Annotated in this window: 25 protein-coding genes; 17 read left to right on the top strand and 8 right to left on the bottom strand. The window is 63.0% G+C overall.

Going from position 1 to position 23,864, the window contains the following annotated elements; genetic code table 11:
- Nucleotides 1-39 precede the first annotated feature (39 nt).
- From OPV09_RS27695 to OPV09_RS27670, 6 genes are read left to right on the top strand one after another with little or no spacing between them, the layout of a single operon-like run.
- Nucleotides 40-1,062, top strand: a complete 1,023-nt coding sequence (locus OPV09_RS27695; protein ID WP_034745676.1) for an ABC transporter substrate-binding protein — start codon at nt 40-42, stop codon at nt 1,060-1,062.
- Nucleotides 1,063-1,083: 21 nt separating this feature from the next.
- A complete protein-coding gene (locus OPV09_RS27690) occupies nt 1,084-1,923 on the top strand; it encodes an ABC transporter permease (protein ID WP_034745679.1) in 840 nt (279 codons plus the stop codon).
- Nucleotides 1,920-2,699 carry an ABC transporter permease gene (locus tag OPV09_RS27685; RefSeq protein ID WP_034745682.1) on the top strand — a complete coding sequence of 260 codons (780 nt, stop codon included), beginning with the start codon at nt 1,920-1,922 and terminating at the stop codon, nt 2,697-2,699. The genes OPV09_RS27690 and OPV09_RS27685 overlap by 4 nt, the downstream gene beginning before the upstream one ends.
- 13 nt (nt 2,700-2,712) lie before the next feature.
- The gene (locus OPV09_RS27680) at nt 2,713-3,744 is read left to right on the top strand and encodes an ABC transporter ATP-binding protein (protein WP_072457248.1); all 1,032 of its coding nucleotides are present in this window, start codon (nt 2,713-2,715) and stop codon (nt 3,742-3,744) included.
- Nucleotides 3,745-3,762: 18 nt separating this feature from the next.
- Complete coding sequence (locus OPV09_RS27675; protein WP_338680001.1) at nt 3,763-4,707, top strand: nucleoside hydrolase; 945 nt, start codon at nt 3,763-3,765, stop codon at nt 4,705-4,707.
- A gap of 25 nt (nt 4,708-4,732) precedes the next feature.
- Nucleotides 4,733-5,788 carry an adenosine deaminase gene (locus OPV09_RS27670; protein WP_338679999.1) on the top strand — a complete coding sequence of 352 codons (1,056 nt, stop codon included), beginning with the start codon at nt 4,733-4,735 and terminating at the stop codon, nt 5,786-5,788.
- A 1-nt stretch (nt 5,789) separates the two neighbouring features.
- Here the strand turns inward: OPV09_RS27670 and OPV09_RS27665 are convergent, their stop codons facing one another.
- A complete protein-coding gene (locus OPV09_RS27665; RefSeq protein WP_034745691.1) occupies nt 5,790-7,172 on the bottom strand; it encodes a short-chain fatty acyl-CoA regulator family protein in 1,383 nt (460 codons plus the stop codon).
- A gap of 157 nt (nt 7,173-7,329) precedes the next feature.
- Between OPV09_RS27665 and OPV09_RS27660 the strand changes: the two genes are divergently transcribed.
- The 5 genes from OPV09_RS27660 (at nt 7,330) to mmsB (ending at nt 12,950) form a co-directional block, all read left to right on the top strand.
- Nucleotides 7,330-8,838, top strand: a complete 1,509-nt coding sequence (locus OPV09_RS27660) for a CoA-acylating methylmalonate-semialdehyde dehydrogenase (protein ID WP_338679998.1) — start codon at nt 7,330-7,332, stop codon at nt 8,836-8,838.
- A 9-nt stretch (nt 8,839-8,847) separates the two neighbouring features.
- A complete protein-coding gene (locus OPV09_RS27655; protein WP_034745696.1) occupies nt 8,848-10,008 on the top strand; it encodes an acyl-CoA dehydrogenase family protein in 1,161 nt (386 codons plus the stop codon).
- Nucleotides 10,005-10,790, top strand: a complete 786-nt coding sequence (locus OPV09_RS27650; RefSeq protein WP_034745699.1) for an enoyl-CoA hydratase — start codon at nt 10,005-10,007, stop codon at nt 10,788-10,790. Before OPV09_RS27655 ends, OPV09_RS27650 begins: the two co-directional genes overlap by 4 nt.
- Nucleotides 10,783-11,928 (top strand): enoyl-CoA hydratase/isomerase family protein, encoded by a 1,146-nt coding sequence (locus OPV09_RS27645; RefSeq protein WP_338679997.1) that lies wholly within the window; start codon nt 10,783-10,785, stop codon nt 11,926-11,928. Before OPV09_RS27650 ends, OPV09_RS27645 begins: the two co-directional genes overlap by 8 nt.
- A gap of 119 nt (nt 11,929-12,047) precedes the next feature.
- On the top strand, nt 12,048-12,950 hold the full coding sequence (mmsB, locus tag OPV09_RS27640; RefSeq protein WP_034745702.1) for a 3-hydroxyisobutyrate dehydrogenase: 903 nt from the start codon (nt 12,048-12,050) through the stop codon (nt 12,948-12,950).
- Nucleotides 12,951-13,137: 187 nt separating this feature from the next.
- Here the strand turns inward: mmsB and OPV09_RS27635 are convergent, their stop codons facing one another.
- Nucleotides 13,138-13,719: a hypothetical protein gene (locus OPV09_RS27635; protein WP_319990506.1), complete on the bottom strand. Its 582-nt coding sequence runs from the start codon at nt 13,717-13,719 to the stop codon at nt 13,138-13,140.
- 36 nt (nt 13,720-13,755) lie between these two features.
- A complete protein-coding gene (locus OPV09_RS27630) occupies nt 13,756-14,355 on the bottom strand; it encodes a hypothetical protein (protein WP_034745710.1) in 600 nt (199 codons plus the stop codon).
- A 244-nt stretch (nt 14,356-14,599) separates the two neighbouring features.
- Between OPV09_RS27630 and OPV09_RS27625 the strand changes: the two genes are divergently transcribed.
- The gene (locus OPV09_RS27625) at nt 14,600-15,325 is read left to right on the top strand and encodes an HAD family hydrolase (RefSeq protein ID WP_338679996.1); all 726 of its coding nucleotides are present in this window, start codon (nt 14,600-14,602) and stop codon (nt 15,323-15,325) included.
- A gap of 102 nt (nt 15,326-15,427) precedes the next feature.
- Nucleotides 15,428-16,444: a heat-inducible transcriptional repressor HrcA gene (gene hrcA / locus OPV09_RS27620; RefSeq protein ID WP_034745713.1), complete on the top strand. Its 1,017-nt coding sequence runs from the start codon at nt 15,428-15,430 to the stop codon at nt 16,442-16,444.
- Between the two features lie 48 nt (nt 16,445-16,492).
- Here the strand turns inward: hrcA and fur are convergent, their stop codons facing one another.
- A complete protein-coding gene (gene fur / locus OPV09_RS27615; protein ID WP_034745717.1) occupies nt 16,493-16,924 on the bottom strand; it encodes a ferric iron uptake transcriptional regulator in 432 nt (143 codons plus the stop codon).
- A gap of 195 nt (nt 16,925-17,119) precedes the next feature.
- Between fur and OPV09_RS27610 the strand changes: the two genes are divergently transcribed.
- The 3 genes from OPV09_RS27610 to OPV09_RS27600 are packed head-to-tail and all read left to right on the top strand — an operon-like array spanning nt 17,120 to nt 18,920.
- Nucleotides 17,120-17,755: an outer membrane protein assembly factor BamE gene (locus tag OPV09_RS27610; protein WP_338682395.1), complete on the top strand. Its 636-nt coding sequence runs from the start codon at nt 17,120-17,122 to the stop codon at nt 17,753-17,755.
- Between the two features lie 20 nt (nt 17,756-17,775).
- Nucleotides 17,776-18,585, top strand: coding sequence for a 4-hydroxy-tetrahydrodipicolinate reductase (dapB, locus tag OPV09_RS27605; protein WP_034745720.1), 810 nt, complete (start codon nt 17,776-17,778; stop codon nt 18,583-18,585).
- Between the two features lie 8 nt (nt 18,586-18,593).
- Nucleotides 18,594-18,920 carry a barstar family protein gene (locus OPV09_RS27600; protein WP_034745723.1) on the top strand — a complete coding sequence of 109 codons (327 nt, stop codon included), beginning with the start codon at nt 18,594-18,596 and terminating at the stop codon, nt 18,918-18,920.
- 118 nt (nt 18,921-19,038) lie between these two features.
- Here OPV09_RS27600 and OPV09_RS27595 read toward each other — a convergent pair whose 3' ends face one another.
- Both OPV09_RS27595 and OPV09_RS27590 read right to left on the bottom strand, forming a co-directional pair.
- The gene (locus OPV09_RS27595; protein ID WP_338679993.1) at nt 19,039-20,286 is read right to left on the bottom strand and encodes a CaiB/BaiF CoA-transferase family protein; all 1,248 of its coding nucleotides are present in this window, start codon (nt 20,284-20,286) and stop codon (nt 19,039-19,041) included.
- Nucleotides 20,286-21,464 carry an acyl-CoA dehydrogenase gene (locus tag OPV09_RS27590; RefSeq protein ID WP_034745726.1) on the bottom strand — a complete coding sequence of 393 codons (1,179 nt, stop codon included), beginning with the start codon at nt 21,462-21,464 and terminating at the stop codon, nt 20,286-20,288. The genes OPV09_RS27595 and OPV09_RS27590 overlap by 1 nt, the downstream gene beginning before the upstream one ends.
- A 159-nt stretch (nt 21,465-21,623) precedes the next feature.
- On the opposite strand from OPV09_RS27590, the gene OPV09_RS27585 reads away from it, so the two are divergent.
- A complete protein-coding gene (locus OPV09_RS27585) occupies nt 21,624-22,520 on the top strand; it encodes a LysR substrate-binding domain-containing protein (protein WP_338679992.1) in 897 nt (298 codons plus the stop codon).
- Here OPV09_RS27585 and OPV09_RS27580 read toward each other — a convergent pair.
- Together OPV09_RS27580 and OPV09_RS27575 are read right to left on the bottom strand one after the other, a co-directional pair.
- Nucleotides 22,517-22,882, bottom strand: a complete 366-nt coding sequence (locus OPV09_RS27580; RefSeq protein WP_070303028.1) for a VOC family protein — start codon at nt 22,880-22,882, stop codon at nt 22,517-22,519. The two genes, OPV09_RS27585 and OPV09_RS27580, sit on opposite strands and share 4 nt — an antisense overlap.
- A 77-nt stretch (nt 22,883-22,959) precedes the next feature.
- Nucleotides 22,960-23,748 carry a helix-turn-helix domain-containing protein gene (locus OPV09_RS27575; RefSeq protein ID WP_338679988.1) on the bottom strand — a complete coding sequence of 263 codons (789 nt, stop codon included), beginning with the start codon at nt 23,746-23,748 and terminating at the stop codon, nt 22,960-22,962.
- Nucleotides 23,749-23,864 lie beyond the last annotated feature (116 nt).

Below are 23,864 nucleotides of genomic sequence, written 5' to 3'. Positions count from 1 at the left end.
AGGCGCTGTCCCGCAGCGCCGCCTCTGAAAGGAAGCATCTTGAAAAAGCACCTCATGTTGGCGTTGAGCCTAGGCTTGCTGGCCAACGCCGCTCACGCGGAAAAACGCGAGCTGGTCATTTCGGCCTACCCGATTGCCCAGCCCTTGTTCATGAAGTATGTGTACGAGCCGTTCAAGGCCAAATGCGGTTGCGATATCAAGGTGGAAACGGGGAATAACGCGGACCGTATCGCCAAGCTGGTGGTGCACGCCAAGAATCCGGTGATCGACCTCGTGCTGCTGTCCGATTCCGGCATGCTGGAAGCGGCGCAAAAGGGCGTGATCCAGCCCATGGATTACTCCAAGCTGAGCAATTACAAAGCCTTGTACGACGTGGCGAAAAACCCCATCGGCGGCAACTACGCCGTCGGCTACACGCTGTACTCCGTGGGCCTGGTGTACCGCAGCGACAAGATCGCCCCGCTGACGTCCTGGAAGGACTTGTGGCGCCCCGAACTGAAAGGCCGCGTGGCCTTCCCCGACGTGAGCACCACGCAGGGCCCGCTGATGCTGCGCATGGCCGATGCGGCCTGGGGCGGCAAGACGGACGACTACGCGACCGGCTTTGCGAAGATCGTCGGCATGAAGGGCAACGTCGTCACGTTCTCGAAAAACAGCGCGCAGCTGGCGGCTCTGTTCGCCCAGGATGAAATCTGGGCCGCGCCCGTGGCGCGCTTTACGTGGTCGCAAATGCTCAAGACGGGCCTGCCCCTGAAATGGAGCATCCCGGCCGAAGGCCAGGCGGCCGGCATGAACGTGATGGGCATCGTCGCCGGTTCGAAGAATGCGGACCTGGCCTACCAGCTGATGGATTTCTGGCTGTCCAAGGAAGTGCAGACGCAGCTGGCCACCAACCTGGTCGACTCGCCCGTCAACAAGGACGTGCGCCTGTCCGTGGCGGCCGCGCAATTCAATACCTATGGCGCCGACCAGATCAATTCGCTGAAATTCGTCAAGCCGGAAACCATCATCAAACAGCGCAGCAACTGGATGACGCAGTGGAACAAGGCCATGAGCAAATAGTGGTGACGAGGAGAGAACACCATGTTTGCTGATCCAAAAAAGCGCCTGGGACTGCTGCTGGTCCTGCCGGCGCTGATCTTCATCGTCGTCTGCTTCCTGCTGCCCGTGCTGGCTTTGCTGGTCGACGCCTTCCGCGTCGGCGACGGCATGCAGTGGGGTGTGGACCGCTTCATCGACTTCTTCTCGCAGGAATTCAACCGCACCATCTTCTGGCGCACCCTGCGCATCGCCGCGCTGGTGACCCTGGCGGCCATCATCCTCGGCTACCCGGCCGCGCAAGCCGTGGCGCGCGTGTCGCCGAAGTGGCGCGGCCTGGTGGTGGGCATGATGATCTTGCCGCTGATGGTCTCGCCGATTGCGCGTACCTACGCCTGGATCGTGCTGCTGGGCCGTAACGGCGCCGTCAACGCGGCACTCGTCAACATGGGCTTCACGGAAGAGCCGCTGCGTTTGCTGTTCAGCGAATTTGCCGTCTTTGTCGGCCTGCTGCAATTGCTGCTGCCGCTGATGCTGATGTCCTTGGCGGGCGCGCTGGAAAACCTGCCGCGCGACGTGGAACCGGCTGCCGCCACCCTGGGCGCCAATCCATGGCAAGTGTTTTGCAAGGTCACCTTGCCGCTGACGCAGGAAGGCCTGGTTGTCGGCGGCACGCTCGTATTTACGGGCTGCGTGACGGCCTACGTGACGCCGGCCCTGCTGGGCGGCACCAAGGTGCTGATGCTGGAAACGCTGCTGTACCAGAAGGTCAGCGTGGAGAGCGATTTTGGCGCGGCGAATGTCATCGCCGTCATCCTCGTCTGCATGACCCTGCTGGTCAACGCCGGCCTTAAACGTATTTCCTCGAGCCGGAGTTCCGTATGAAAGAAAGCTTATTCTCGCGTGCCGTTTTATGGCTGGTGTTCCTGTTCCTGCTGGGGCCTTTCGCCATCGTCGTGCTGGCAGGCTTTTCCGGCGGCGAAACCTTGGCCTTCCCGCCCGAGTCGTATTCGCTGCGCTGGATCATCGAAGTATGGTCGGCGCCCGAGTTCCGCCGCGCCTTCCAGACCAGCCTGGAAATCGGCCTGATCGCGACCGTCATCGCGCTGCTGCTGGGCATACCCGTCGCGTACGCGTTTTCGCGCATGCCGCCACCGGGCATCGGCGCCATCCGCCAGGTGCTGACGTCGCCGCTGATCATTCCCGCCATCCTCGTCGGTCTGGGCTTGCTGCACCACCTGGTGCTGACGATTAACGCGCCCGTCTACGTGGGCCTGCTGATCGGCCACATCGCGCTGTTGATTCCGTATTCGGTGCGCGTCGTGTACGCCAGCCTGGTGAACCTGCGCGTGGATATCGAGGATGCCGCCATCACCCTGGGCGCGTCGCGCCTGCGGGCGTTTTTCATGATCGTGCTGCCGAATATCCGCAACGCCGTGATCGCCGCCTTCTTCCTCGCCTTCGTCACCTCGTTCAACCAGGTGCCCGTCTCGCTGTTCCTCACGGGGCCCGGCATCAGCACCTTGCCGATCGAGATGCTGGGCCATATGGAAAACAGCTTCGATCCGTCGATCGCTGCCCTGTCGACCTTGCTGGTCTTGTTCACCATGGCCTTCGTGATGGTGACCGAGAAGGTGCTGGGCATTTCTAAATACATGTAAGAGGCAACACACGATGAGTTATCTGGAACTGCACAAGCTGAACCTCGGCTACGCCAAGAACACGACGTCCGTGAAAGACCTGGACCTGCACGTCGAGCAGGGCGAACTGATTTCCCTGCTGGGCCCCAGCGGCTGCGGCAAGACCACCACCATGCGCGCGATTGCCGGTCTGATGCCGCTGCAGTCGGGCCGCATCGTTCTGGACGGCCGCGAGATCGGCAAGCTGGCGCCGAATAAACGCAATATCGGCATGGTGTTCCAGTCGTATGCGCTGTTCCCGCACCTGAACGTGTACGACAACATCGCCTTTGGCCTGCGCCTGCGCAAGGTCGCGCCGGCCCTGCTGAAAACGAAAGTGGAAGCCGTGATCGCCGCCGTGGGACTGACGGGTTTTGAAACCCGTTTGCCGGCGCAGATGTCGGGCGGCCAGCAGCAGCGCGTGGCGCTGGCGCGCGCCATCGTCGTCGAGCCAGCCCTGCTGCTGCTCGATGAACCGTTGTCGAACCTGGACGCCAAGCTGCGCGTGCAGATGCGCGCCGAGCTGCGCCGCATCCAGCGCGAACTGGGCATCACCATGCTGTACGTGACGCATGACCAGGAAGAAGCGCTGGCCCTGTCCGACCGCATCGTCGTCATGAACGGCGGGCGCATCGAGCAGCTGGCCGCGCCGGAAGCCGTGTTCAACACGCCGTCGACGCGTTTTGTCGCCAACTTCATGGGTTTTGAAAACCTGTTCGACTACCGCGACGGCGCGCTGCACCACGCGGGCGCCAGCCTGCCGTACACGTCTCCCGTCGCCGCCGGCACCACGGTGCTGGGCTGGCGTCCGGACAAGGTGCGCGTCTGCGCCGCCGACGACGTTGCAGGCCAATACCCGGGCACCGTGCTGGCGCGGGGCTTCCTGGGCGACACCGTTGAATACCTGCTGCAAACGCCGCTGGGCCAGGTCAAGGGCATTTGCGCGGCCGGTGGCGCCGCCTGGCGCGAAGGCACGGCCGTCTCGTTCGTGCTGCCTGCCGACAGCGCCCTGTGGCTGGGTGCCTAACTCCGACTGGAAACCGTCATGGACAAACCCTTGAAAAAGATCTGGCTCGATACCGATCCCGGTTTCGACGACTGGCTGACGATGCTGCTCCTGGGCAGCAATCCCGCTATCGAGTGGCTGGGCGTGAGCGTGGTGGCGGGCAATGCGCCCGTCGACATCACCTACGACAACGCCTTGCGCATCAAGGCCCATGATGGCTTGACGGTGCCGATCTACCGCGGCTGCGACCAGCCGCTGGCCGGCGTCATCGAAACGGCGCAGCGCATCCTCGGCGACAGCGGCATGCCGACGACGGGCGAGATCTTGCCGCCCGGCGCGGCTACGGACGCTGCCGGCCACGCCGTCGACGCGCTGATCGCCGCCGTGCGCGCCCACCCTGGCCAGATCACCATCGTGGCGATTGCGCCGATGACGAATATCGCAACCGCGCTGGCCAAGGCGCCCGACATCGCGGAAAAAATCGTCGAGATCATTTTGATGGGCGGCTCCACCGACCAGGGCAACCACACGGCGGCGGCCGAATTCAATATCTATGCGGACCCGGAAGCGGCCGCCCAGGTGTTCCAGGCCGGCATCCCGCTGCGCATGTTCGGCTTGAACCTGTGCCGCCAGCTGCTGGTGACGAATGGGGAAGTACAGCAGCTGCGCGCCATCGGCACGCCGCGCGCGCAGCTTTTGTCCGGCTACCTGGAAGCGTACGTGCGCATCCGCAGCGCCGACGGTTCCGTGCCCATGCCCATGTACGACCCCGTGGTGGCCCTGTACCTGGAAGCGCCGCAGCTGTTCCAGTTCCAGAGCGCCCACGTGGCCATCGAATTGACGGGCGAACTGACGCGCGGTATGACGGTGTGCGAGTTCCGCGTGCCGCGCCGCGCGCCCATCAACATGCAGGTGGCGATGCTGGCCGACGGCCCGGCCGCCATCGAACTGCTGATGCGGCGCCTGGCCGGCATTCTTGCCTGATCCACTCCATTACGAAACGAGCTTCATGTCTAATTCCCCCCTGAGCATCGAACAGTTTTTACGCGCCATGCCGAAAGTGGAGCTGCATTGCCATTTGTTCGGCACGGTGCGCCAGGCAACCTTCCGCGCGCTGGCCGCCAAGACGCGCAATGTCGTCACCCCCGAGGAAATCGACTCTTTCTACACGCGTGGCGACAAGCCCGTCGGCGTGCTGCGCGTACTGCGCGCGCTCGACGCGCACCTGATCGTCTCGCCGACGGACCTGTATTGCCTCGCCTACGAATACCTGGAAGACGCGCATGGCCACGGCGTGCGCTATGCGGAGTTCTTCTGGAACCCGACCGGCACCGTGCGCGTGTCGGGCATCCGCTATGAATCGGCGCAAGACGCCATCGTGGCCGCCATCCGCGACGCGCAGCGCGACTTCGGCGTGATTGGCCGTTTGATCCCCAGCATCGACCGTGAAGCGGCTCCCGCCGAAGCCGTGCAGATGGTGGAATGGATGAAGGCCTACCGCGCGCCGGAAGTCATCGGCATCGGCATCGACTACCGCGAAAACGACCGCCCGCCGGAACTCTTCATCGAGGCCTATCGCGCCGCGCGCGCAGCCGGCTTCAAATGCACGGCGCATGCGGGCGAATTCGGCATGCCGTGGATGAACGTGGAGACGGCGATAGACGAATTGAAGGTGGACAGGGTCGACCATGGCTATACGATTGTCGACAATCCGGAACTGGCGCAGCGCTGCGTGGAGCGCGGTCTGGTGTTTACGGTCGTGCCGACCAATTCCTATTACTTGCGCACCCTGGCGCCCGAGCGCTGGGCCCTCGATCACCCGATCCGCGCCATGGCCAAGCTGGGCCTGAAACTGCATCCGAATACGGATGATCCGACCCTGCACCACGTGACGCCGACGGGCGCCTGGATGATGATGCGCGAATTCGGCTTTGGCCTGGACGACATGCGCGGCTTTATGTTGAATGGGCTGGACGCGGCCTGGATAGACGAGTCCACGCGGCGCGACTGGCGCGCGGAGTTTGCGCGCGAATTCGATGCGCTGCGCGCCCGGGTCGCCGAATAAATCAGGCTGATGCTGGCGGCGGTGCCAGCAGCGACGGAAACGCCCGCTGCGGGCAGCTTTGGCGCTCGCACACCTTGCAGCCCGTGCCGATCGGCGTGGCGCTGGAAGGGTCGTGCAGATCGAGTCCCTTCGAATAGATCAAGCGGTGCGCCTGCGAGATGTCGCAGCCCAGCGCCACGGCAAACGTCTTGCCGGGCGCACGGAAGCCAGGCGACGCCGTGCTGACCTGGCGCGCGATCCATAAATAGGTGCAGCCGTCCGGCATGCTGGCCACTTGCGTGAGCACCTGGCCCGGATGGCTGAAGGCATCGTAGACGATCCACAGCGGGCACGTGCCGCCCACTCTTGAGAAATGAAAGTCCGTGGCCGACTGGCGCTTCGAGACATTGCCGGCCCGGTCGACTCTGACAAAGAAAAACGGCAATCCCGCCGCATCCGGGCGCTGCATGGTGCTCAGGCGGTGGCAGACGGCTTCAAAACCCACGCCGAACTGGTGCGCCAGGCGCTCGATATCGTAGGCGCGCGTTTCCGCCGTCTGCAGGAAGCGCTGGTAGGGCATCAGCAGGGCGCCCGCAAAATAATTCGAGAAAGCCAGGCGCGCGCCCGTTTGCGCGGCCGCGCCGGACAATCCCGCCGCCAGCACGAGAGCGTCGATCAGGTCGCTGTGTTCGAGCAGGCTGATTTGCGCCGCCATCTGGAAGGCGCGCTGGCCGCCCGTCAGGGTGTCGGGCAGCCACAGTATCTGTTGTTGCGCGTCGTAGCGGTGCTTGCGCACCATGCCCGCGTCGCCATCGGACAGGCGCACTTCGATGCCGTGGCGTTCCAGCAGCCGGCCTTGCAGCGCGTCGAGCGTGCGCAGGGCGGGATCGAATTCGCCGGCCACGAGCTCCGCCGCCCGGTCCAGCTCATCGATATAGTTTTGCCGCCGGTTCAGGTATTCGCGCACTTCCTCGTCTGTGGACGGTGCCGCCGAGCTGGCGCCGCGGCTACCGTCGTCGAGGCGCGCGGCCAGGGTGTCGGCCCGCTCCGCCATCACCCGGTAGCGCCGCTGCAGCAGCAAGATCGAGCGGGCCAGTTCCGGCATGTTTTCCACCAGCATCTTGAGTTCGGCCATCGAGGTGGGCGGCGCGTCCGGCAATTCGCCGAACACGTCGCGCACGTCGGCCACGAGGCTGGCGCTGTCGTGTTCGGAAAAGATTTGCGGATCGACGCCCAGCACCGTGCCGATGCGCAGCAAAATCGGCACCGTCAGCGGGCGCTGGTTGCGTTCCATCTGGTTCAGGTAGCTGGGCGAAATGCCCAGGGACTTGGCCAGCGCCACCTGCGTCATGCGCCGTTCCTCGCGCAGCCGCTGCAGGCGCACGCCCATGAAAACCTTTGCCATCGCGTTTCCTCTTCCCCGGTTTGTGGAATCTGCAAATTTACAACATTTGCAGATTAACAGATTCAGCTTTGCATTATCTCGCATTTTCACGCCTTGTTCGCGGCGGCGATTGTGCGAATAATGCAAACAGACTTATACCCACACAAGGAGACACCGAGTGACCACGCAAAACGCTATTCCGACCGTTCCCCTCTTGATCAACGGCGAGTGGGTTGAATCCCAGACCACCGTCTGGCGCGACGTCGTCAACCCCGCCACGCAGGAAGTCCTGGCCAAGGTGCCGTTCGCTACCCCGGACGAAGTCAACGCGGCCATCGCCTCGGCCCAGCGCGCCTTCAAAACCTGGCGCAAGACGCCCATCGGTGCGCGCGCACGTATCTTTTTGAAGCTGCAACAGCTGATCCGTGAAAACATGGCCGACCTGGCCGCCACCTTGACGATGGAACAGGGCAAGACTTTGCTGGACGCGGAAGGCGACGTCTTCCGTGGCCTGGAAGTGGTGGAACACGCGGCCAATATCGGCACCCTGCAAATGGGTGAATACGCGCAAAACGTGGCCGGCGGCGTCGATACCTACAGCGTGATGCAGCCGCTGGGCGTGTGCGCCGGCATTACCCCGTTCAATTTCCCCGCCATGATCCCCTTGTGGATGTTCCCGATGGCAATTGCCTGCGGCAATACCTTCGTGCTGAAACCATCGGAGCAAGATCCGCTCGTGACGGAAAAACTCGTGCGCCTGGCCTTGCAGGCGGGTATTCCTGCCGGCGTGCTGAACGTCATCCACGGCGGCGAAGACGTCGTCAACGCCCTGTGCGACCATCCGGACATCAAGGCGATTTCGTTCGTGGGCTCCAGCAAGGTGGGCACGCATGTGTACCAGCGCGCCAGCCTGAACGGCAAGCGCGCGCAATGCATGATGGGCGCCAAGAACCATGCCGTCGTCTTGCCGGATGCAAATAAAGAACAGACCTTGAACCAGTTGCTGGGCGCGGGCTTCGGCGCGGCTGGCCAGCGCTGCATGGCCGCCTCCGTCGCCGTGCTGGTGGGTGCAGCGCGCGAGTGGCTGCCGGAACTGGCCGCCAAGGCGCAAGGCTTGAGCGTCGGTGCGGGCAAGGACAATCCGGACCTCGGTCCCGTCATTTCCTGCGCCGCAAAAGAGCGCGTGCACAGCCTCGTTGCCAAGGGCATCGAACAGGGCGCCGTCTTGACTCTCGATGGCCGCGACGTCAAGGTCGATGGCTATCCGAACGGCAACTTCGTGGGACCGACGATTCTGTCCGGCGTGAAACCCGGCATGGTCGTGTATGACCAGGAAATCTTTGGTCCCGTCCTGATCGTCGTCGAAGTCGATACCCTGGATGAAGCGATTGCCCTGGTGAACGCGAATCCGAACGGCAACGGCACGGCGCTGTTCACGCAAAGCGGCGCGGCCGCGCGTTACTTCCAGGAAGAAATCGACGTGGGCCAGGTCGGTATCAACGTGCCCATTCCTGTGCCCGTTCCCCTGTTCAGCTTTACGGGTTCGCGCGGCTCCAAGCTGGGCGACCTGGGCCCGTTCGGCAAGCAAGTCGTGCTGTTCTACACGCAGACGCAAACGATTACCCAGCGCTGGTTCACGGATGCGGCCTCGGTGGGCAAGGTCAACACGACCATCAGCCTCAAATAAGGAGCTGGCATGGATTTTGAACTGAGCGACGAGCAGCGCGAGTTCCAGCAGGCGGCGCGCGCGTTTGCCGAAGGCGAATTGGCGCCGCATGCGGCCCATTGGGACGCGGAATCGATCTTTCCCGTGGAAACTATCGCCAAGGCGGGCGAGATGGGCTTTTGCGGCCTGTACACGCCGCAGCGCTGGGGCGGCCTGGGCTTGAGCCGCCAGGATGCGGCCATCGTCTTCGAGGAGCTGGCCGGGGGCTGCACCTCGACCACGGCCTACATCACGATCCACAACATGGCCACCTGGATGCTGTCGCGCTGGGGCCAGGAAGCCCTGTGCGACGAATGGGTGCCGGCCCTGGCCGCCGGCCAGAAGCTGGCCAGCTATTGCCTGACGGAACCGCAATCGGGTTCCGACGCGGCATCCTTGCGCACGAAAGCCGTGAAGGATGGCGATTTCTATGTGCTGGATGGAACCAAGGCCTTCATTTCGGGCGCGGGCCAGACGGACATGCTGATCGTTATGGCACGCACGGGCGGCGAGGGCGCGGCCGGCATTTCCGCGTTTGCCGTGCCGGCGAATTTGCCCGGCATCGTGTATGGCAAGAAGGAAGAAAAGATGGGCTGGAATAGCCAGCCCACGCGCATCATCAGCTTCGACCAGGTAAGAGTTCCTGTCGGTAACTTGCTGGGCGCGGAAGGCGAAGGCTTTACCATTGCCATGAAGGGCATCGATGGCGGGCGCATCAATATCGCCGTGTGCTCGGTGGGCACGGCGCAGGCGGCCCTCACGCGGGCGCAAGCGTACATGAAGGAGCGCACGCAGTTTGGCCGCGAGCTGGCGCAATTCCAGGCTTTGCAATTCAAGCTGGCCGACATGCTGACCGAACTGGTGGCGGCGCGCCAGATGGTGCGCCTGGCGGCCTGGAAACTGGACCAGGAAAGCCCGGACGCCACGGCGTACTGCGCCATGGCAAAACGTTTCGCCACGGATGTGGGTTTCAATGTGGCCAACGATGCGCTGCAATTGCATGGCGGCTATGGCTACATCCGCGAGTACCCGCTCGAGCGCCATGTGCGCGACACGCGGGTGCATCAGATCCTGGAAGGGACGAATGAAATCATGCGCCTGATCGTCGCGCGAGCGATTTTGAAAGACGGCGCCACGGAGACCTTACGATGAGCAAAGTGTATACAAATTTACTGCTGGAACGCCGTGGCCACACGGCCCTGGTGACCCTCGATAATCCTCCGGCCCACACGTGGACCCTGGCCAGCCTGAACGGGCTGACGCAGCTGGTGGCCGACCTGAATGCCGACCCGGACGTGTATGCGCTCGTGATTACGGGCGGCGGCGCCAAGTTCTTCTCGGCTGGCGCCGACTTGAACGTGTTTGCCGATGGTAACAAGGACACAGCGTTTGCCATGGCCGCCGCGTTTGGCGAGGCGTTCGAGGCATTGTCCGCGTTTCGCGGCGTCAGCATCGCCGCCATCAATGGCTATGCCATGGGCGGCGGGCTCGAATGCGCGCTGGCCTGCGACATCCGTATCGCGGAAGAACACGCGCAGATGGCCTTGCCGGAAGCATCGGTCGGCCTGCTGCCGTGTGCGGGCGGCACGCAGCATTTGCCATGGCTGGTGGGCGAAGGCTGGGCCAAGCGCATGATACTGTGCGGCGAGCGGGTCGATGCGGCCAAGGCCCTGGCTATCGGCCTCGTCGAGGAGGTCGTGCCAACCGGCAAGGCTGCCGCCACGGCGCTGGCCCTGGCCGCCAAAGTGGCGCGCCAGAGCCCCAGCAGCGTGACGGCGTGCAAGACCCTGATCCAGGGCGCGCGCAGCCATCCATTGGTCAACTCCTTGCCCGACGAACGCACCCTGTTCCTGGGCCTGTTCGATACGCAAGACCAGAAAGAGGGCGTGCAAGCGTTCCTGGAAAAACGTCCGGCGGAGTGGCGCAATGGCTGAAATCTTGGCTGAAAGCACCCTGATTGATACGGTGAAGATCGAGGAGCGCGATTGTCCCGGCGGCATGAAGCTGGGCGTCATCACCCTCGATGCGCCCAAATCCCTGCATGCATTGACCCTGGACATGATACGCGCCATCGATGGCGCCCTCGTGCGCTGGGCCAGTGACGACGCCATCGCCTGCGTGGTGCTGCACTCGTCGACCGACAAGGCCTTTTGCGCGGGCGGCGACGTGCGCAGTTTGCGCTCGGCCGTTGCCGAGCAGCCAGGTATCGTGCCGAACCCGCAGGCGCTGGCCTTCTTTGCCGAGGAATACCGGCTCGACCACCGCATCCATACGTACGTGAAACCGCTGCTGGTGTGGGGCGGCGGCATCGTCATGGGTGGCGGCCTGGGCCTGATGGCGGGCGCCAGCCACCGTGTCGTAACGGAAAATACGCGCATCGCCATGCCGGAAATCACGATCGGCCTGTTCCCGGACGTGGGCGGCAGCTGGTTCCTGGGCCGCATGCCGGGGCGCAGCGGCCTGTTCCTGGGCTTGACGGGCGCGCCGATGAACGCGGCCGACGCCCTGTTCACAGGGCTCGGCGACTATTTCCTGCGCCAGGAAGAGCGCGCCATGGTGCTCGACGCTCTTGCGCTGGCGCAATGGCAAGCCAGCCCGCAGGCAAACAGCGAGCAGCTGGACCGCTTGCTGCGCGGTTTCTCGGCGCCAGCCTCCATGCTGCCCGTCTCCGAAGTGCGCGCCAACTTCGACGCCATCGCCGCGCTGACGCAAGCGCCCACCTTGCCCGAAGTGGTGGCCGCCATTGCCGCGTATGACGGCGATTCGGCCTGGCTGCAAAAGGCGGCCCATTCGCTGGCCAAGGGCGCGCCCAGTTCCGCCGCTTTGGTCTGGGCCATGCGCGACCGCACACGCCACATGAGCTTGGCGCAAGTGTTCCAGCTGGAATTGATCGTGGCCGTGCAATGCTGCGCCCATGCGGATTTCAGCGAAGGCGTGCGCGCCTTGCTGATCGACAAGGACAACGCGCCGCAGTGGCAGCCGGCCAGTCTGGCCGACGTCAGCGCAACGCATCTGGACGAATATTTTGCCGCGCCGTGGACACAGCATCCATTGGCCGATTTACCCATTTAAACATTTAAGTAGTGCATAAAAATGCTCAGGGCTAGGCGCCTTGCCGAAGGCAGTACGACTAGTACGACGAGGCAAGGCAACAACGCCATGGGCTTTTTTAGGCGCTACAGGAGACATACATGCAACATATCGCTTTCATCGGCCTGGGCAACATGGGCGCGCCGATGGCCCGCAACCTGGTGGCCGCCGGCTTCCACGTGTCCGTCTTCGACTTGGCGCCAGCAGCCGTCGCATCCCTCGTTGAAGCGGGCGCCACGGCGGCTGCTTCCGCCAGCGCGGCCGTACAGACGGCTGACGCCGTCATCACCATGCTGCCAGCTAACAAGCACGTGCAGGAGCTGTACCTAGCGGCTGGCGGCGTGCTCGATTCCGCCAAGCCCGGCGCCCTGTTCATCGATTGCAGCACCATCGCGGCCGACGTGGCACGGCAAGTGGCGCAGGCGGCCAGCGAGCGGGGCTTTGCCATGATCGATGCGCCCGTCTCGGGCGGCACGGCGGGCGCGGCGGCCGGCACCCTGACGTTCATCGTCGGCGGCAGCGAAGCGGCCTTGCAGCAGGCGCGTCCATTACTGGAAAAGATGGGCAAGAACATCTTCCATGCGGGCGAGGCGGGTGCGGGCCAGGTAGCGAAGATTTGCAACAACATGCTGCTGGGTATCTTGATGGCCGGTACGGCCGAGGCGCTGAACCTCGGCGTGGCGCATGGCCTCGATCCGAAAGTCTTGTCCGACATCATGGCCAAGAGTTCGGGCCGCAACTGGACCCTGGAAGTGTACAACCCGTGGCCCGGTGTCATGGACGGCACGCCCGCGTCGCGCAATTACACGGGTGGCTTCGGCACGGCGCTGATGCTGAAAGACCTGGGCCTGGCGCAGCAGTCGGCCCTGTCGGCAAACGCGCCCACGCCGTTGGGCGGGCTGGTGCGCCAGTTGTACCAGATGCATGCGCAAGCCGGTTATGCGCAGCAGGATTTCTCCAGCATCGTGCAAATGCTGCAGCCGGACTTGAATAAACCCGCTTGAGGAATTTTGGACAAAAAAAAGCCCGCTGGTAAAAGCGGGCTAAATCCAATTCTCGGAAGAGTTGGAGGAGACAGATGCATTATGCTGCATCGCCACATATAACTCCAATTTATCTTTCGAATATCAACTATAGTTTTCAGTGATATCTCTTCCTGGCAGCCGCGTCGCGGCTCCCAGCGCCACAGCGTTAGCCCGGATTGCAGGCGATCTGCACGGTGGTCACGTTCGCTTCGCCCATCACGCCGACGCCAGTGTTGGGCGCCACGCTGCATTTCAAGCCGGTTGGCTGGGTAAATACGCTGATGCCATACTTATCGCCATCGGCAACACGCGATGCCAGGGTGAAGGTCGTGCTGCCCTTGGCCACCGTGGTTTGCGCATTGCCGTTGATCAAGACCAGGCCGTCGGCTGTCAGGCCAGTCACCGTGCCGCCAACCGTGTAGCTATTCTGCGTGCACACGACCGCTGCCTGGATGCTCAGGTAATGACCGGCCGAACCGGTCCCGCCACTGATGGCGCAAGTCATGTGGGCTGGCTGGGTCTGCACGGTGATGTTGTAGTCGGTGCCATAGTCGATGCGCTTGGCAAAGGTAAACGAGGTCTGGCCGGCTTTGACCGGGAGCGGGACGCCGCCGTTGGCCAGGACCAGGCCGTCGGTGTTCAAGTTGCTGATGGTGCCACTGACATCATACGAGGCCTTGCCGCCGCAAGCAGCCAGTCCTAGGGTCAACAGCAGCGCGGCGAGTGGGCGCAGGCAGGATAACTTCATGTATTTCTCCAATATAGTGGTGACGAATCGCGTGGCTTACTGCGCCGTGCAGTTCAGTGTGGCGCCGGTCGTTGCGGCTGAGCCCATGGTGCCGACGACATCGCGGCCGTTGGCGCTGGCAGAGCCCACGAAACTGCACGTCTGGCCCGCTGGATACGTCGCTATGGAAATATTGTAGGCGATGCCGTCATTGACAGCCGGGAATGTATAGCTCGTGCTGCCTTTCAGCGGGCTAGTGCTGGCGTTGCCAATGGCCAAGGTCAAGCCGTCGGCGGTCAGGCCCGTGATCGTGCCGCTCAGCGGGTAGGTATTGGTCGTGCAAGTCACCAGGGCAGTGGTCACGGTATAGCTCGATGCCTTGCCTGCGCCATTGGTAATCGTGCACACGGCGCCTTTGGGCTGTTGTGCGATGCTGATGTCGTAGCGGTCATCGGTGTTGACCAGCTTGGTGAAAACAAACGAGGTCTGGCCTGCGGAGACCGGCAAGCGTTCGCCGTCATTGAGGAGAATCAGGCCGTCTTTTGCCAGATTGGACACTTGGCCACTCAGATACAGGTTGCCGCCGCTGCCGCCGCAGGCTGCCAATGTGACGGCGCAAGCCGCCGCCAGCATCGAGCGCAGGTACAAATTTTTCATACATTCTCCAAAACGAATTAGGTTGGGTAGCGCAACGCGGACGCTGGCGCCGCATTGGAATGGCGCCTATTTTAGTCTATCTGGCAAGCCGAATGATCTTGCCTTGTATCACCCTGTAACAATTTTTCGCCGGGAAGCGCTGGCCCGGCCCCATTTCACGGGGGCGCAGCGATGCCGGTGGCGGCGATCGGTGCGACAATAGATGCAGGCTGCGCACTGTGGCGCGGCATCCACCGTGAATCCCATGTCCCTTGCTCCTGTAAAACCTGCCGTGCCGCCCAAGGCCATCCTGTTCGACCTCGACGATACTCTGTGGCCCATCGCGCCCGTGATTGCCGCCGCCGAAACCCTGCTGCACGACTGGCTGGCCACGCATGCGCCCAAGGTGGCGCAGCAGTTTTCCATCGAGGTGCTGCGCCAGCACCGCCTGGCCATGCTCAATGAACAACCGCATTTTCATGGCAACCTGATCGAGTTGCGCCGCGCGGGCTTGCTGACCGCCTTCGAGGCCACCGGCGAGGATCCCGCCCTGGTCGATGGCGCCATCGCGCAGTTCCTGGCGGCGCGCCATCGCGTCCAGCCGTATGACGACGTCTTGCCTGGCCTGGCCTGGATGGGCCAGCGCATGCTGGTCGGCTCCATTTCGAATGGCAATGCGGACCTTGAAATTATCGGCCTGGCGCAGCATTTCAAGGTATCGATCGCCGCCAGCGATTTCGGCGTCGCCAAGCCTGACGCCAGCATTTTCCTGGCCGGTTGCGCCGCGCTGGGCGTGGCGCCCCATGAGGCCGTGTATGTCGGCGACGATCTGTATTTCGATGTGACGGGGGCGCAAGGGGCGGGCATGCGTGCCGTGTGGATGAACCGCAAGGGCAGCGACGCCCACCTGGCCGCCGGCGTGCAGCCCGACGCCATCTGCGCCAACTTTGATGAATTGCTGCTGTGGCTGCAGGGGCAACTGGAAGATTGATCGCCGCCGGGCGGACGAACGTGCATAATAGGCGCTGTTGATGCACGTTCGGCCGCTTTCGTTGCCGCTTGCTTAACAAAATACTTGCTTAAATAAAAAACCATGCAACTCGATACACGTGCCCAAACACTGCTGAAAGCCCTGGTCGAGCGATATATCGCCGACGGCCTGCCGGTCGGTTCGCGCGCCTTGTCGAAAATTTCCGGCCTCGACCTGTCGCCAGCCACGATCCGCAACATCATGGCCGATCTGGAAGAGCTCGGTTATGTGTCCAGTCCGCATACCTCGGCCGGACGCATCCCCACGCCGCGCGGCTACCGCATCTTTGTCGACACCTTGCTGACTGTCCGGCATCTGGATGAGCATCTGGTGGAGTCGCGCATGCGCCTGCAGACGCCGCAGCCGCAAAAAACCATCGCCAACGCGGCGCAGATGCTGTCGTCGCTGTCGCAGTTTGCCGGCGTCGTGCTCAGCCCGCGCCGCGAATCCGTGTTCCAGCAAATCGAATTCCTGCGCCTGTCCGAAAAACGCATCCTGCTCGTCATCGTCGCGCCTGGCGGCGACGTGCAGAACCGTTTATTGCTGACGGAGGCCGACTATACGCCGGCGCAACTGGTGCAATCGGCCAATTACATCAACCAGAATTATGGCGGCCTGTCGTTCGACGCCGTGCGCGTGCGCCTGCAGGGCGAGCTGCGCCAGTTGCGCGACGACATGGGCAGCCTGATGCAGGCGGCCGTGGAAGCGGGCAGCGAAGCGATGGCCGACCATAGCGACGACATGGTGATTTCCGGCGAGCGCAACTTGCTCAGCGTGAGCGATCTGTCATCGAATATGCATTCGCTGCGCCAGATGTTCGACATGTTCGAGCAAAAAACGGGCTTGATGCAGCTGCTCGACGTGTCGAGCAAGGCGACGGGCGTGCAGATTTTCATCGGCGGCGAATCGAACCTGGTGCCGATGGATGAAATGAGCGTGGTGACGGCGCCGTATGAAGTCAACGGCAAGATCGTGGGAACGTTGGGAGTGATCGGACCGACGCGCATGGCTTACGAGCGCGTCATCCCGATTGTCGATATCACGGCCAAGTTGCTGTCAAGCGCGCTCAGCCATCATTGATCGTACTGCCTGATGCGCCAGCCGCTCCATGGGCGCGGCCGGAACGAATCAGGCGGTTTTGTGCGGGCAAGCCGTCTTGGTGCAGTTGCCGTAGATGGCCAGCGCGTGTTCGGCGATCTTGAAGCCGCGCTCTTCGGCCACTTTTTGCTGGCGGATTTCGATTTCTTCGTCGAAGAATTCTTCAACCCGGCCACAGTCGAGGCACACCAGGTGGTCGTGGTGGGAGCCTTCGTTGAGTTCGAAAATCGCCTTGCCGGTTTCAAAATGGTTGCGGTTGAGCAAGCCTGCCTGTTCGAATTGGGTCAGGACGCGGTAGACAGTTGCCAAACCGACATCCATATTGTCGGCCAGCAGAATCTTGTAGACGTCTTCCGCCGTCAGGTGGCGTACCGGGCTACTCTGGAAGATATCGAGTATCTTCAGCCGTGGCAGGGTGGCTTTCAGGCCGCTTGCCTTGAGATCACTAGGATTGTTACTCATGTTTGTTGCTCGTATGTGGGTCAGGTGCTTTATCATATAGCGTTTTAGCGGGGAGTGCCAAAATATGCATTTTTTGGCAGGCCGGCCACTCCTGGCGTTTTGTTCATCAAATTGAGGTCATTTATGCGCGTAACACCGGCTGTATTGCCATCTCTCTGGCACCGTATTTCATTCCGAGCACCAGTCGTGGCAGGCATGGTCTGTGTCGCGCTGGCCATGTCCGGCTGCGCCAGCCGTGGCATCCTTGGCGAAAAGCCGGCAGCTGCTCAAAAGGAAGGCAAGGAACTGGTCCCCGAACAGGGCGCACAAACGACCACCATTACGCCGCTGCAAAAATTCATGTGGTTTTTCTCGCCGTATCGTCCTGACATTCAACAAGGCAACTTTGTCTCCGAAGAGATGCTGGCCCAGTTGAAAGTGGGCATGACGCGCGACCAGGTGCGCTTCGTCCTCGGTACCTCGCTGCTGACCGATATCTTCCATGCCGACCGCTGGGATTACCCATTCCGCCTGGCCCGGGGCAGTGGCGAAACCACCAGCAGCCGCGTGGTCGTGTACTTCGGCAAGGATGGCAAGGTGGAACGTTTCGAAGGCGGCAACTTGCCGACGGAGAAGGAATACATCGACCGCATCGCCGGTCCGTCGCCATTCGCCAAGGTCGCCAAGGCCGACGTGCCTGCCGCCGCCGTGCCATCGCCCGTGGCGCCAAGCGCCGTGCCGGTGCCAGCCGATGCCGCCCCTGCCATTCCTGTTAGCAAGCCTGACGTTGCACCCGCAACGGCGCCTGCCGCCGAGCCTGTACCTGCACCTGCTGCCGAACCCACCAAATAAGCTGTTGTAAGAGAATAAAAATGACTGAACTGAAAATCGCCATCGCTGGCGCCAGCGGCCGCATGGGCCATATCCTGATCGAAGCCGTCAGCAACGCGCCCGACGCCGTGCTCGCTGGCGCACTCGACCGCGCCGGTTCGCCGTCCGTCGGCCAGGATGCCGCCGCTTTCCTCGGCAAGCCTGCTGGCGTGCTGATCGAGTCCGACCTGGCTACCGGCCTGGCCGGCGCCGATTACCTGATCGACTTCACGCGTCCGGAAGGCACTTTGCAGCACCTGGCGTATTGCGCCGAGCACGGCGTCAAGATGATCATCGGCACCACCGGTTTCGATGACGCGGGCAAGGCCGCTATTGCCGCCGCCGCCGAAAAGACGGCCATCATGTTCGCGCCGAATATGAGCGTGGGCGTGAACGTCACCATGAAGCTGCTGGAACTGGCCGCGAAAAGCCTGTCCGAAGGCTACGATATCGAGATCATCGAAGCGCATCACCGCTTCAAGGTCGATGCGCCGTCGGGCACGGCCCTGCAAATGGGTGAAGTGGTGGCCGGCGCCCTGGGCCGCGACTTGAAGGAATGCGCCGTATACGGCCGCGAAGGCGTGACGGGCGAACGCGACCCGTCAACCATCGGCTTTGCCACCATCCGCGGCGGCGATATCGTCGGCGACCATACGGTGCTGTTTGCCGGCATCGGTGAGCGCATCGAGATCAGCCACAAGTCGAGCAGCCGCGTCACCTACGCCCACGGCGCACTGCGCGCGGCGCGTTTCCTGGCCGACAAACCGACCGGCCTGTTCGACATGCAGGATGTGCTGTCGCTGAAGAACTGAGGAGCACCATGGCCACTGCCATCCTGAATGGAAAAGACATCACCGACGAAGCGAGTTTTCACGCGCAATGCGTGCAAGCCTTCGGATTCCCCGAGTTCTACGGCAACAGCATGGATGCCTGGGTCGATTGCCTCAGCTATTTGCGCGACGACGAAAACATGACGCAGTTCCGTTTGAAGCCGAACGAAGTGCTCGAGATCGTTGTGCAGGATGCGGCAAGCATGAAGGCGCAAGTACCTGATTTACTGGAAGAAATCACCTTCTGTATCGCCGGCATCAATGAGCGCTATGACGATTATGGCGAGAAGCCAGCGTTGAAACTGGTACTCAAGTAAATAGAATCGTAGGTCGGATTAGGCCCTGCGGGCCGTAATCCGACAACATTGTTGGCGCTGGGTGCGGTGTCGGATTACGCGCAAGCGCTAATCCGACCTACGTCCGGACGACCAATATTTACACCACCTTGCGCTCACGCAAGCCGTCAATTTCCGCACTGTCCAACCCCAGCCACTGCTGCAGCACTTCCTGCGTATGCTGCCCCAGCAATGGCGGTGGCAAGCGGTATTGCACTGGCGAGGCCGACAGGCGCACGGGATTGGCCACCAGCGCCACCGTGCCCGCCGTCGGGTGCGGCATCTCCACTTTCAAGCCACGCGCCACCACTTGCGGGTCGGCAAAGACCTGGTCGATGCGGTTGACGGGACCGCAGGGCACGGCTTGCGCCTCGAACGCGCTGATCCACTCGGCCGTCGTGCGCATGACCGTGGTCTGGCGCATCAAGGGGATCAATATCGCCCGGTGCGCCACACGCTGCGGATTGGTGGCGAAGCGTTCATCCTGCGCCCATTCCGGGTGGCCGGCGACGGCGCAAAAGCGCGAAAACTGCCCATCGTTGCCGATCGCCAGAATCATGTCGCCATCGGCCGTGGGAAAGTCCTGGTAAGGCACGATGTTCGGGTGCGCATTGCCCATGCGCTGCGGCACTTTGCCGCCGCACAGGTAATTGGCCGCCTGGTTGCCCAGCGCCGCCACTTGCACGTCGAGCAAGGCCAGGTCGATATGCTGGCCCAGGCCCGAGCGTTCCCGTTCGGCCAGCGCCGCCTGCACGGCGATGGTGGCGTACAGGCCCGTCAGGATGTCCGTCTGCGCCACGCCCACTTTTTGCGGGCCGGCGCCCGGCTGGCCATCGGGCACGCCCGTGATGCTCATCAAGCCGCCCATGCCCTGGATCAGGAAGTCATAGCCGGCGCGCGCCGCGTACGGCCCATCCTGGCCGAAGCCCGTGATGGAGCAGTAGACGAGACGCGGGTTGAGTGCCAGCAAGCTGGCCGCATCGAGGCCGTATTGCTTCAAGCCGTCCAGCTTGAAATTTTCCAGCAGCACGTCCGATTCGGCAGCCAGCTTGCGCACCACCGCTTGCCCTTCGGGCGCGGCCAGGTCGATGCACAGGGAGCGCTTGTTGCGGTTGGCACACTGGAAATAGGCGACCTCGGCCGTGTCGCGGCCATCTTCATCCTTCAGATACGGTGGACCCCACGAGCGCGTGTCGTCGCCGCGGCCCGGCTGTTCAACCTTGACGACGTCGGCGCCCAGGTCGGCCAGCATTTGCCCGGCCCACGGGCCGGCCAGCACGCGCGACAGGTCGAGCACGCGCAAGCCGGTCAGCGGCGCGGGCCGCAAGGTGGAAGCCAAGGCGTCCATTAGTTGAAGGCGGCGATGCCGGTGATGGCGCGGCCGATGATCAGCGCGTGCACGTCGTGCGTGCCTTCATAGGTGTTGACCACTTCCAGGTTGACCAGGTGGCGGATGACGCCGAACTCGTCGGAAATGCCGTTGCCACCCATCATGTCGCGCGCCACGCGGGCAATATCGAGCGCCTTGCCGCAGCTGTTGCGTTTCATGATCGAGGTGATTTCCACGGCGGGCGAGCCTTCATCCTTCATGCGGCCCAGGCGCAAGCAGCCTTGCAAGCCCATGGTGATTTCCGTCAGCATGTCGGCCAGTTTCTTTTGCACCAGCTGGTTCGCGGCCAATGGGCGGCCGAATTGCTGGCGGTCCATCGTGTATTGGCGGGCCTTCAGGTAGCAGTCTTCGGCCGCACCCAGCGCGCCCCAGGCAATGCCGTAGCGGGCGCTGTTCAGGCAAGTGAACGGGCCTTTCAGGCCGCGCACGTCGGGGAAGGCGTTTTCTTCAGGGCAAAATACTTCATCCATGACGATTTCACCGGTGATGCTAGTGCGCAAGCCGACCTTGCCGTGGATTTCCGGCGCCGACAAGCCTTTCCAGCCTTTTTCCAGCACGAAGCCGCGGATCGCGCCTTCATCGTCCTTGGCCCAGACGACGAACACGTCGGCGATCGGGCTGTTGGTGATCCACATCTTGGCGCCCGACAAGCTGTAGCCGCCCGGCACTTTACGGGCGCGCGTGACCATGCTGCCCGGATCGGAGCCGTGGTTCGGTTCCGTCAGGCCGAAGCAGCCGATGTATTCGCCCGTCGCCAGTTTCGGCAGGTATTTCTGTTTCGTTTCTTCGTTGCCGAAGGCATTGATCGGCACCATTACCAGCGACGATTGCACGCTCATCATCGAGCGGTAGCCCGAATCGACGCGCTCGACTTCGCGCGCGGCCAGGCCGTAGCACACGTAGTTCAGGCCGGCGCCGCCGTATTCTTCGGGAATGGTGGTGCCCAGCAAGCCCAGCTCGCCCATTTCGCGGAAGATGGCCGCATCCGTGCGGCCATGGCGGAACGATTCGAGTACGCGTGGCACCAGGCTACCCTGGCAATAGTCGCGGGCCGCTTCCAGCACGGCGCGTTCGTCGCCCGTCAGTTGTTCTTCCAGCAGCAGAGGGGAATTCCAGTCGAATACGGTTTTGCTCATCACAGGCCTCGCAGGTGAGCGCCGGTAATCGGCGCAAGATTGAATATGGCTCATGGTAGGTTTTTGCCTAGCCTTGCGCAAACGATTTTTTCGCACCCAGACATGCGTACTGCGCATATCTTGCGGCATACTAGGAGCCTTTCACCGGCCGGATACCCCATGTCACGCAAAATTCCCATGCTGCAAGCCCTGAACTGCTTCGAGGCGGCTGCGCGGCACCAGAGCTACACGCATGCGGCGCGCGAACTGTCGCTGACGCAAAGTGCCGTGTCGCGCCAGATATCCTCGCTGGAAAGCTTTCTCGGCGTGCAACTGTTCCAGCGCACGCGCCATGGGGTGCTGCTGACCAGCGCCGGCGCGGCGTATGCGCGGCAGATCGCGGCTCGCCTCGATGGCCTCGAGCGCGACACGCTCGACACCATGGCGCGCCAGGGCGGTGGCGGCGCTTTGCAGCTGGCTTCGGTTCCCACGTTTGCCACGCGCTGGTTGATGCCGCGGCTGGCTTCACTGGCGGGCTTGCATCCCGAGATCGTCGTGCATATCGACGCATATACAAAACCGTTCATGTTTGCCGATACGGAATACGACGGCGCCCTGTACGCGGGCACGCCCGAGCAGCTGGCGCGCTGGCCCGGCACGCGCGCCACCTTGCTCATGCATGAAGAAATCGTGCCCGTCGCCAGCCCCCGCCTGCTGGCGGCACGCAGCGCCTGGCAGCCGCAGGATTTATTGGAACTGACCTTGTTGCAACAAAGTACGCGCCCGGGCGCCTGGCGCCAGTGGTTTGACGCCATGCAGGTCGATGGGGAACTGGCGCGCTACGGCGCCCGCTATGAGCTGTTTTCCATGCTGGCCATGGCGGCCGTGCAGGGGCAGGGCGTGGTCTTGCTGCCACGCATGCTGGTCGAAGCGGAACTGGCGCGCGGCGAGCTGCGCATCGCATGCGAGCGCCCACTGCGCGGCCAGCGCGCGTATTACCTGATCACGCCCGAGGCGGCGCATGAAAAACTGGCCTTGCAGCAGTTCCGGCGATGGTTGCAGGACGAGGCGGCTTAGGCGACCTTGGCCGTGTCGAAATGGGGATTGTCGATCAGGCCGATCTGGTTGCCGAACGGGTCGAGCAATTCCACCGTGCGGATGCCGTCGCCCACGTCCGTGAGCGGGTGGTGCAGGCTGCCGCCCAGTGCCACGATGCGTTCGACCTCTGCCTCGATGCCGTCCACGCCCCAGTACGTCACGCTGCCCTGCGTGCCAGGCTGGCCGTCCGGCAGCAAGCCCAGCTCGAAACCGCCGATGGCAAAGCCGACATAGAAGGGCTGGTCGAAATACGGCGCCGTGCCGAATACCTGGCTGTACCAGGCCTTGGCCTTGTCCAGGTCGGGGACGGGATAGGTGACGGTGCGTAAACCTTTGATCATGTGCTACTCCTGATGAATGAAGAATACGGTCATCATGCCACCGGCGCGCGGCGTGTGATTGTAAAAATGGAAGGTATTCAAGTGCGCCGACCCGTCAGCCACGCCTCGGGCGAACTGCGGGCGAAATCCTGGAAGTCGTGGATCAGGTGCGACTGGTCGAAATAGCCATATTGCAAGGCCACTTGCGCCCAATCCTGTTGTCCGGCCAGGCTTCGCATGCCAGCGCTGGCCGCGCGAAAGCGGCAGATGCGGGCAAACAGCTTCGGGCTGATGCCCACTTGCTGGCGAAATTGCAGCGCCAGGTGCTGGCGCGATACGCCCAGCTGCTGCGCCAGCCCATCCACGCGCACCTGGCCGGCTGCCGCCTCGATGGCCGCGATCGCATGTTCGGCCGCGCCAGCCTGGCGCCGTGGCGGCGCGGTGCGCAAGCGCAGCAGCAGATATTCTTGCAAAATGGAAACTCGTTGCACGTTGCTCAAAGGCTCGCTCCATAGCGCGTCACCGAGGCGCGCCGCCAGCTCGCGGCCCCACAGCTGCTGCAATCCCGTGCGGCCATCGTTGAGTTCGCACAAGGGCAGCTGGAAGAAGCGTGCCGCCGCGCCCGGCTTGAAGCGGGCCGCCACCGTCTGCACGAGGCCCTGGCTGACGACGGCAATCGGCGCCGTCATCATGCCGACGGCAAAGCTGGCGTCCTGCTGGTCCTGGCACAGGATGTCGATGCAATTGTCGGGCAAGACCTGGTGCGTGAAGGGCGTGGCGCCCGTCTGCACGCGGCACGTCCAGACGCACTCCAGCCAGGGCCGCAGGGCGGGGATGGGCGGATATTCCTGGTAGACGATCATGGCCGGCTTTGATGCAAAGAACAAGATTGCGTATATCTTACACAGCATAATTGTGCGCCGGCCAAAATATGCGCGCCCGGGCCGCCAGCGCGCCGCGCTATCGGGCGGCGACAACCAGTATAATGCTCGGTTCATATCCA

It is taken from the genome of Janthinobacterium sp. TB1-E2 (genome assembly GCF_036885605.1).
Lineage (GTDB): Bacteria > Pseudomonadota > Gammaproteobacteria > Burkholderiales > Burkholderiaceae_D > Janthinobacterium > Janthinobacterium aestuarii.
Note: the sequence above shows the minus strand (reverse complement) of the source record. Positions and strands in the feature narration are given on the sequence as shown.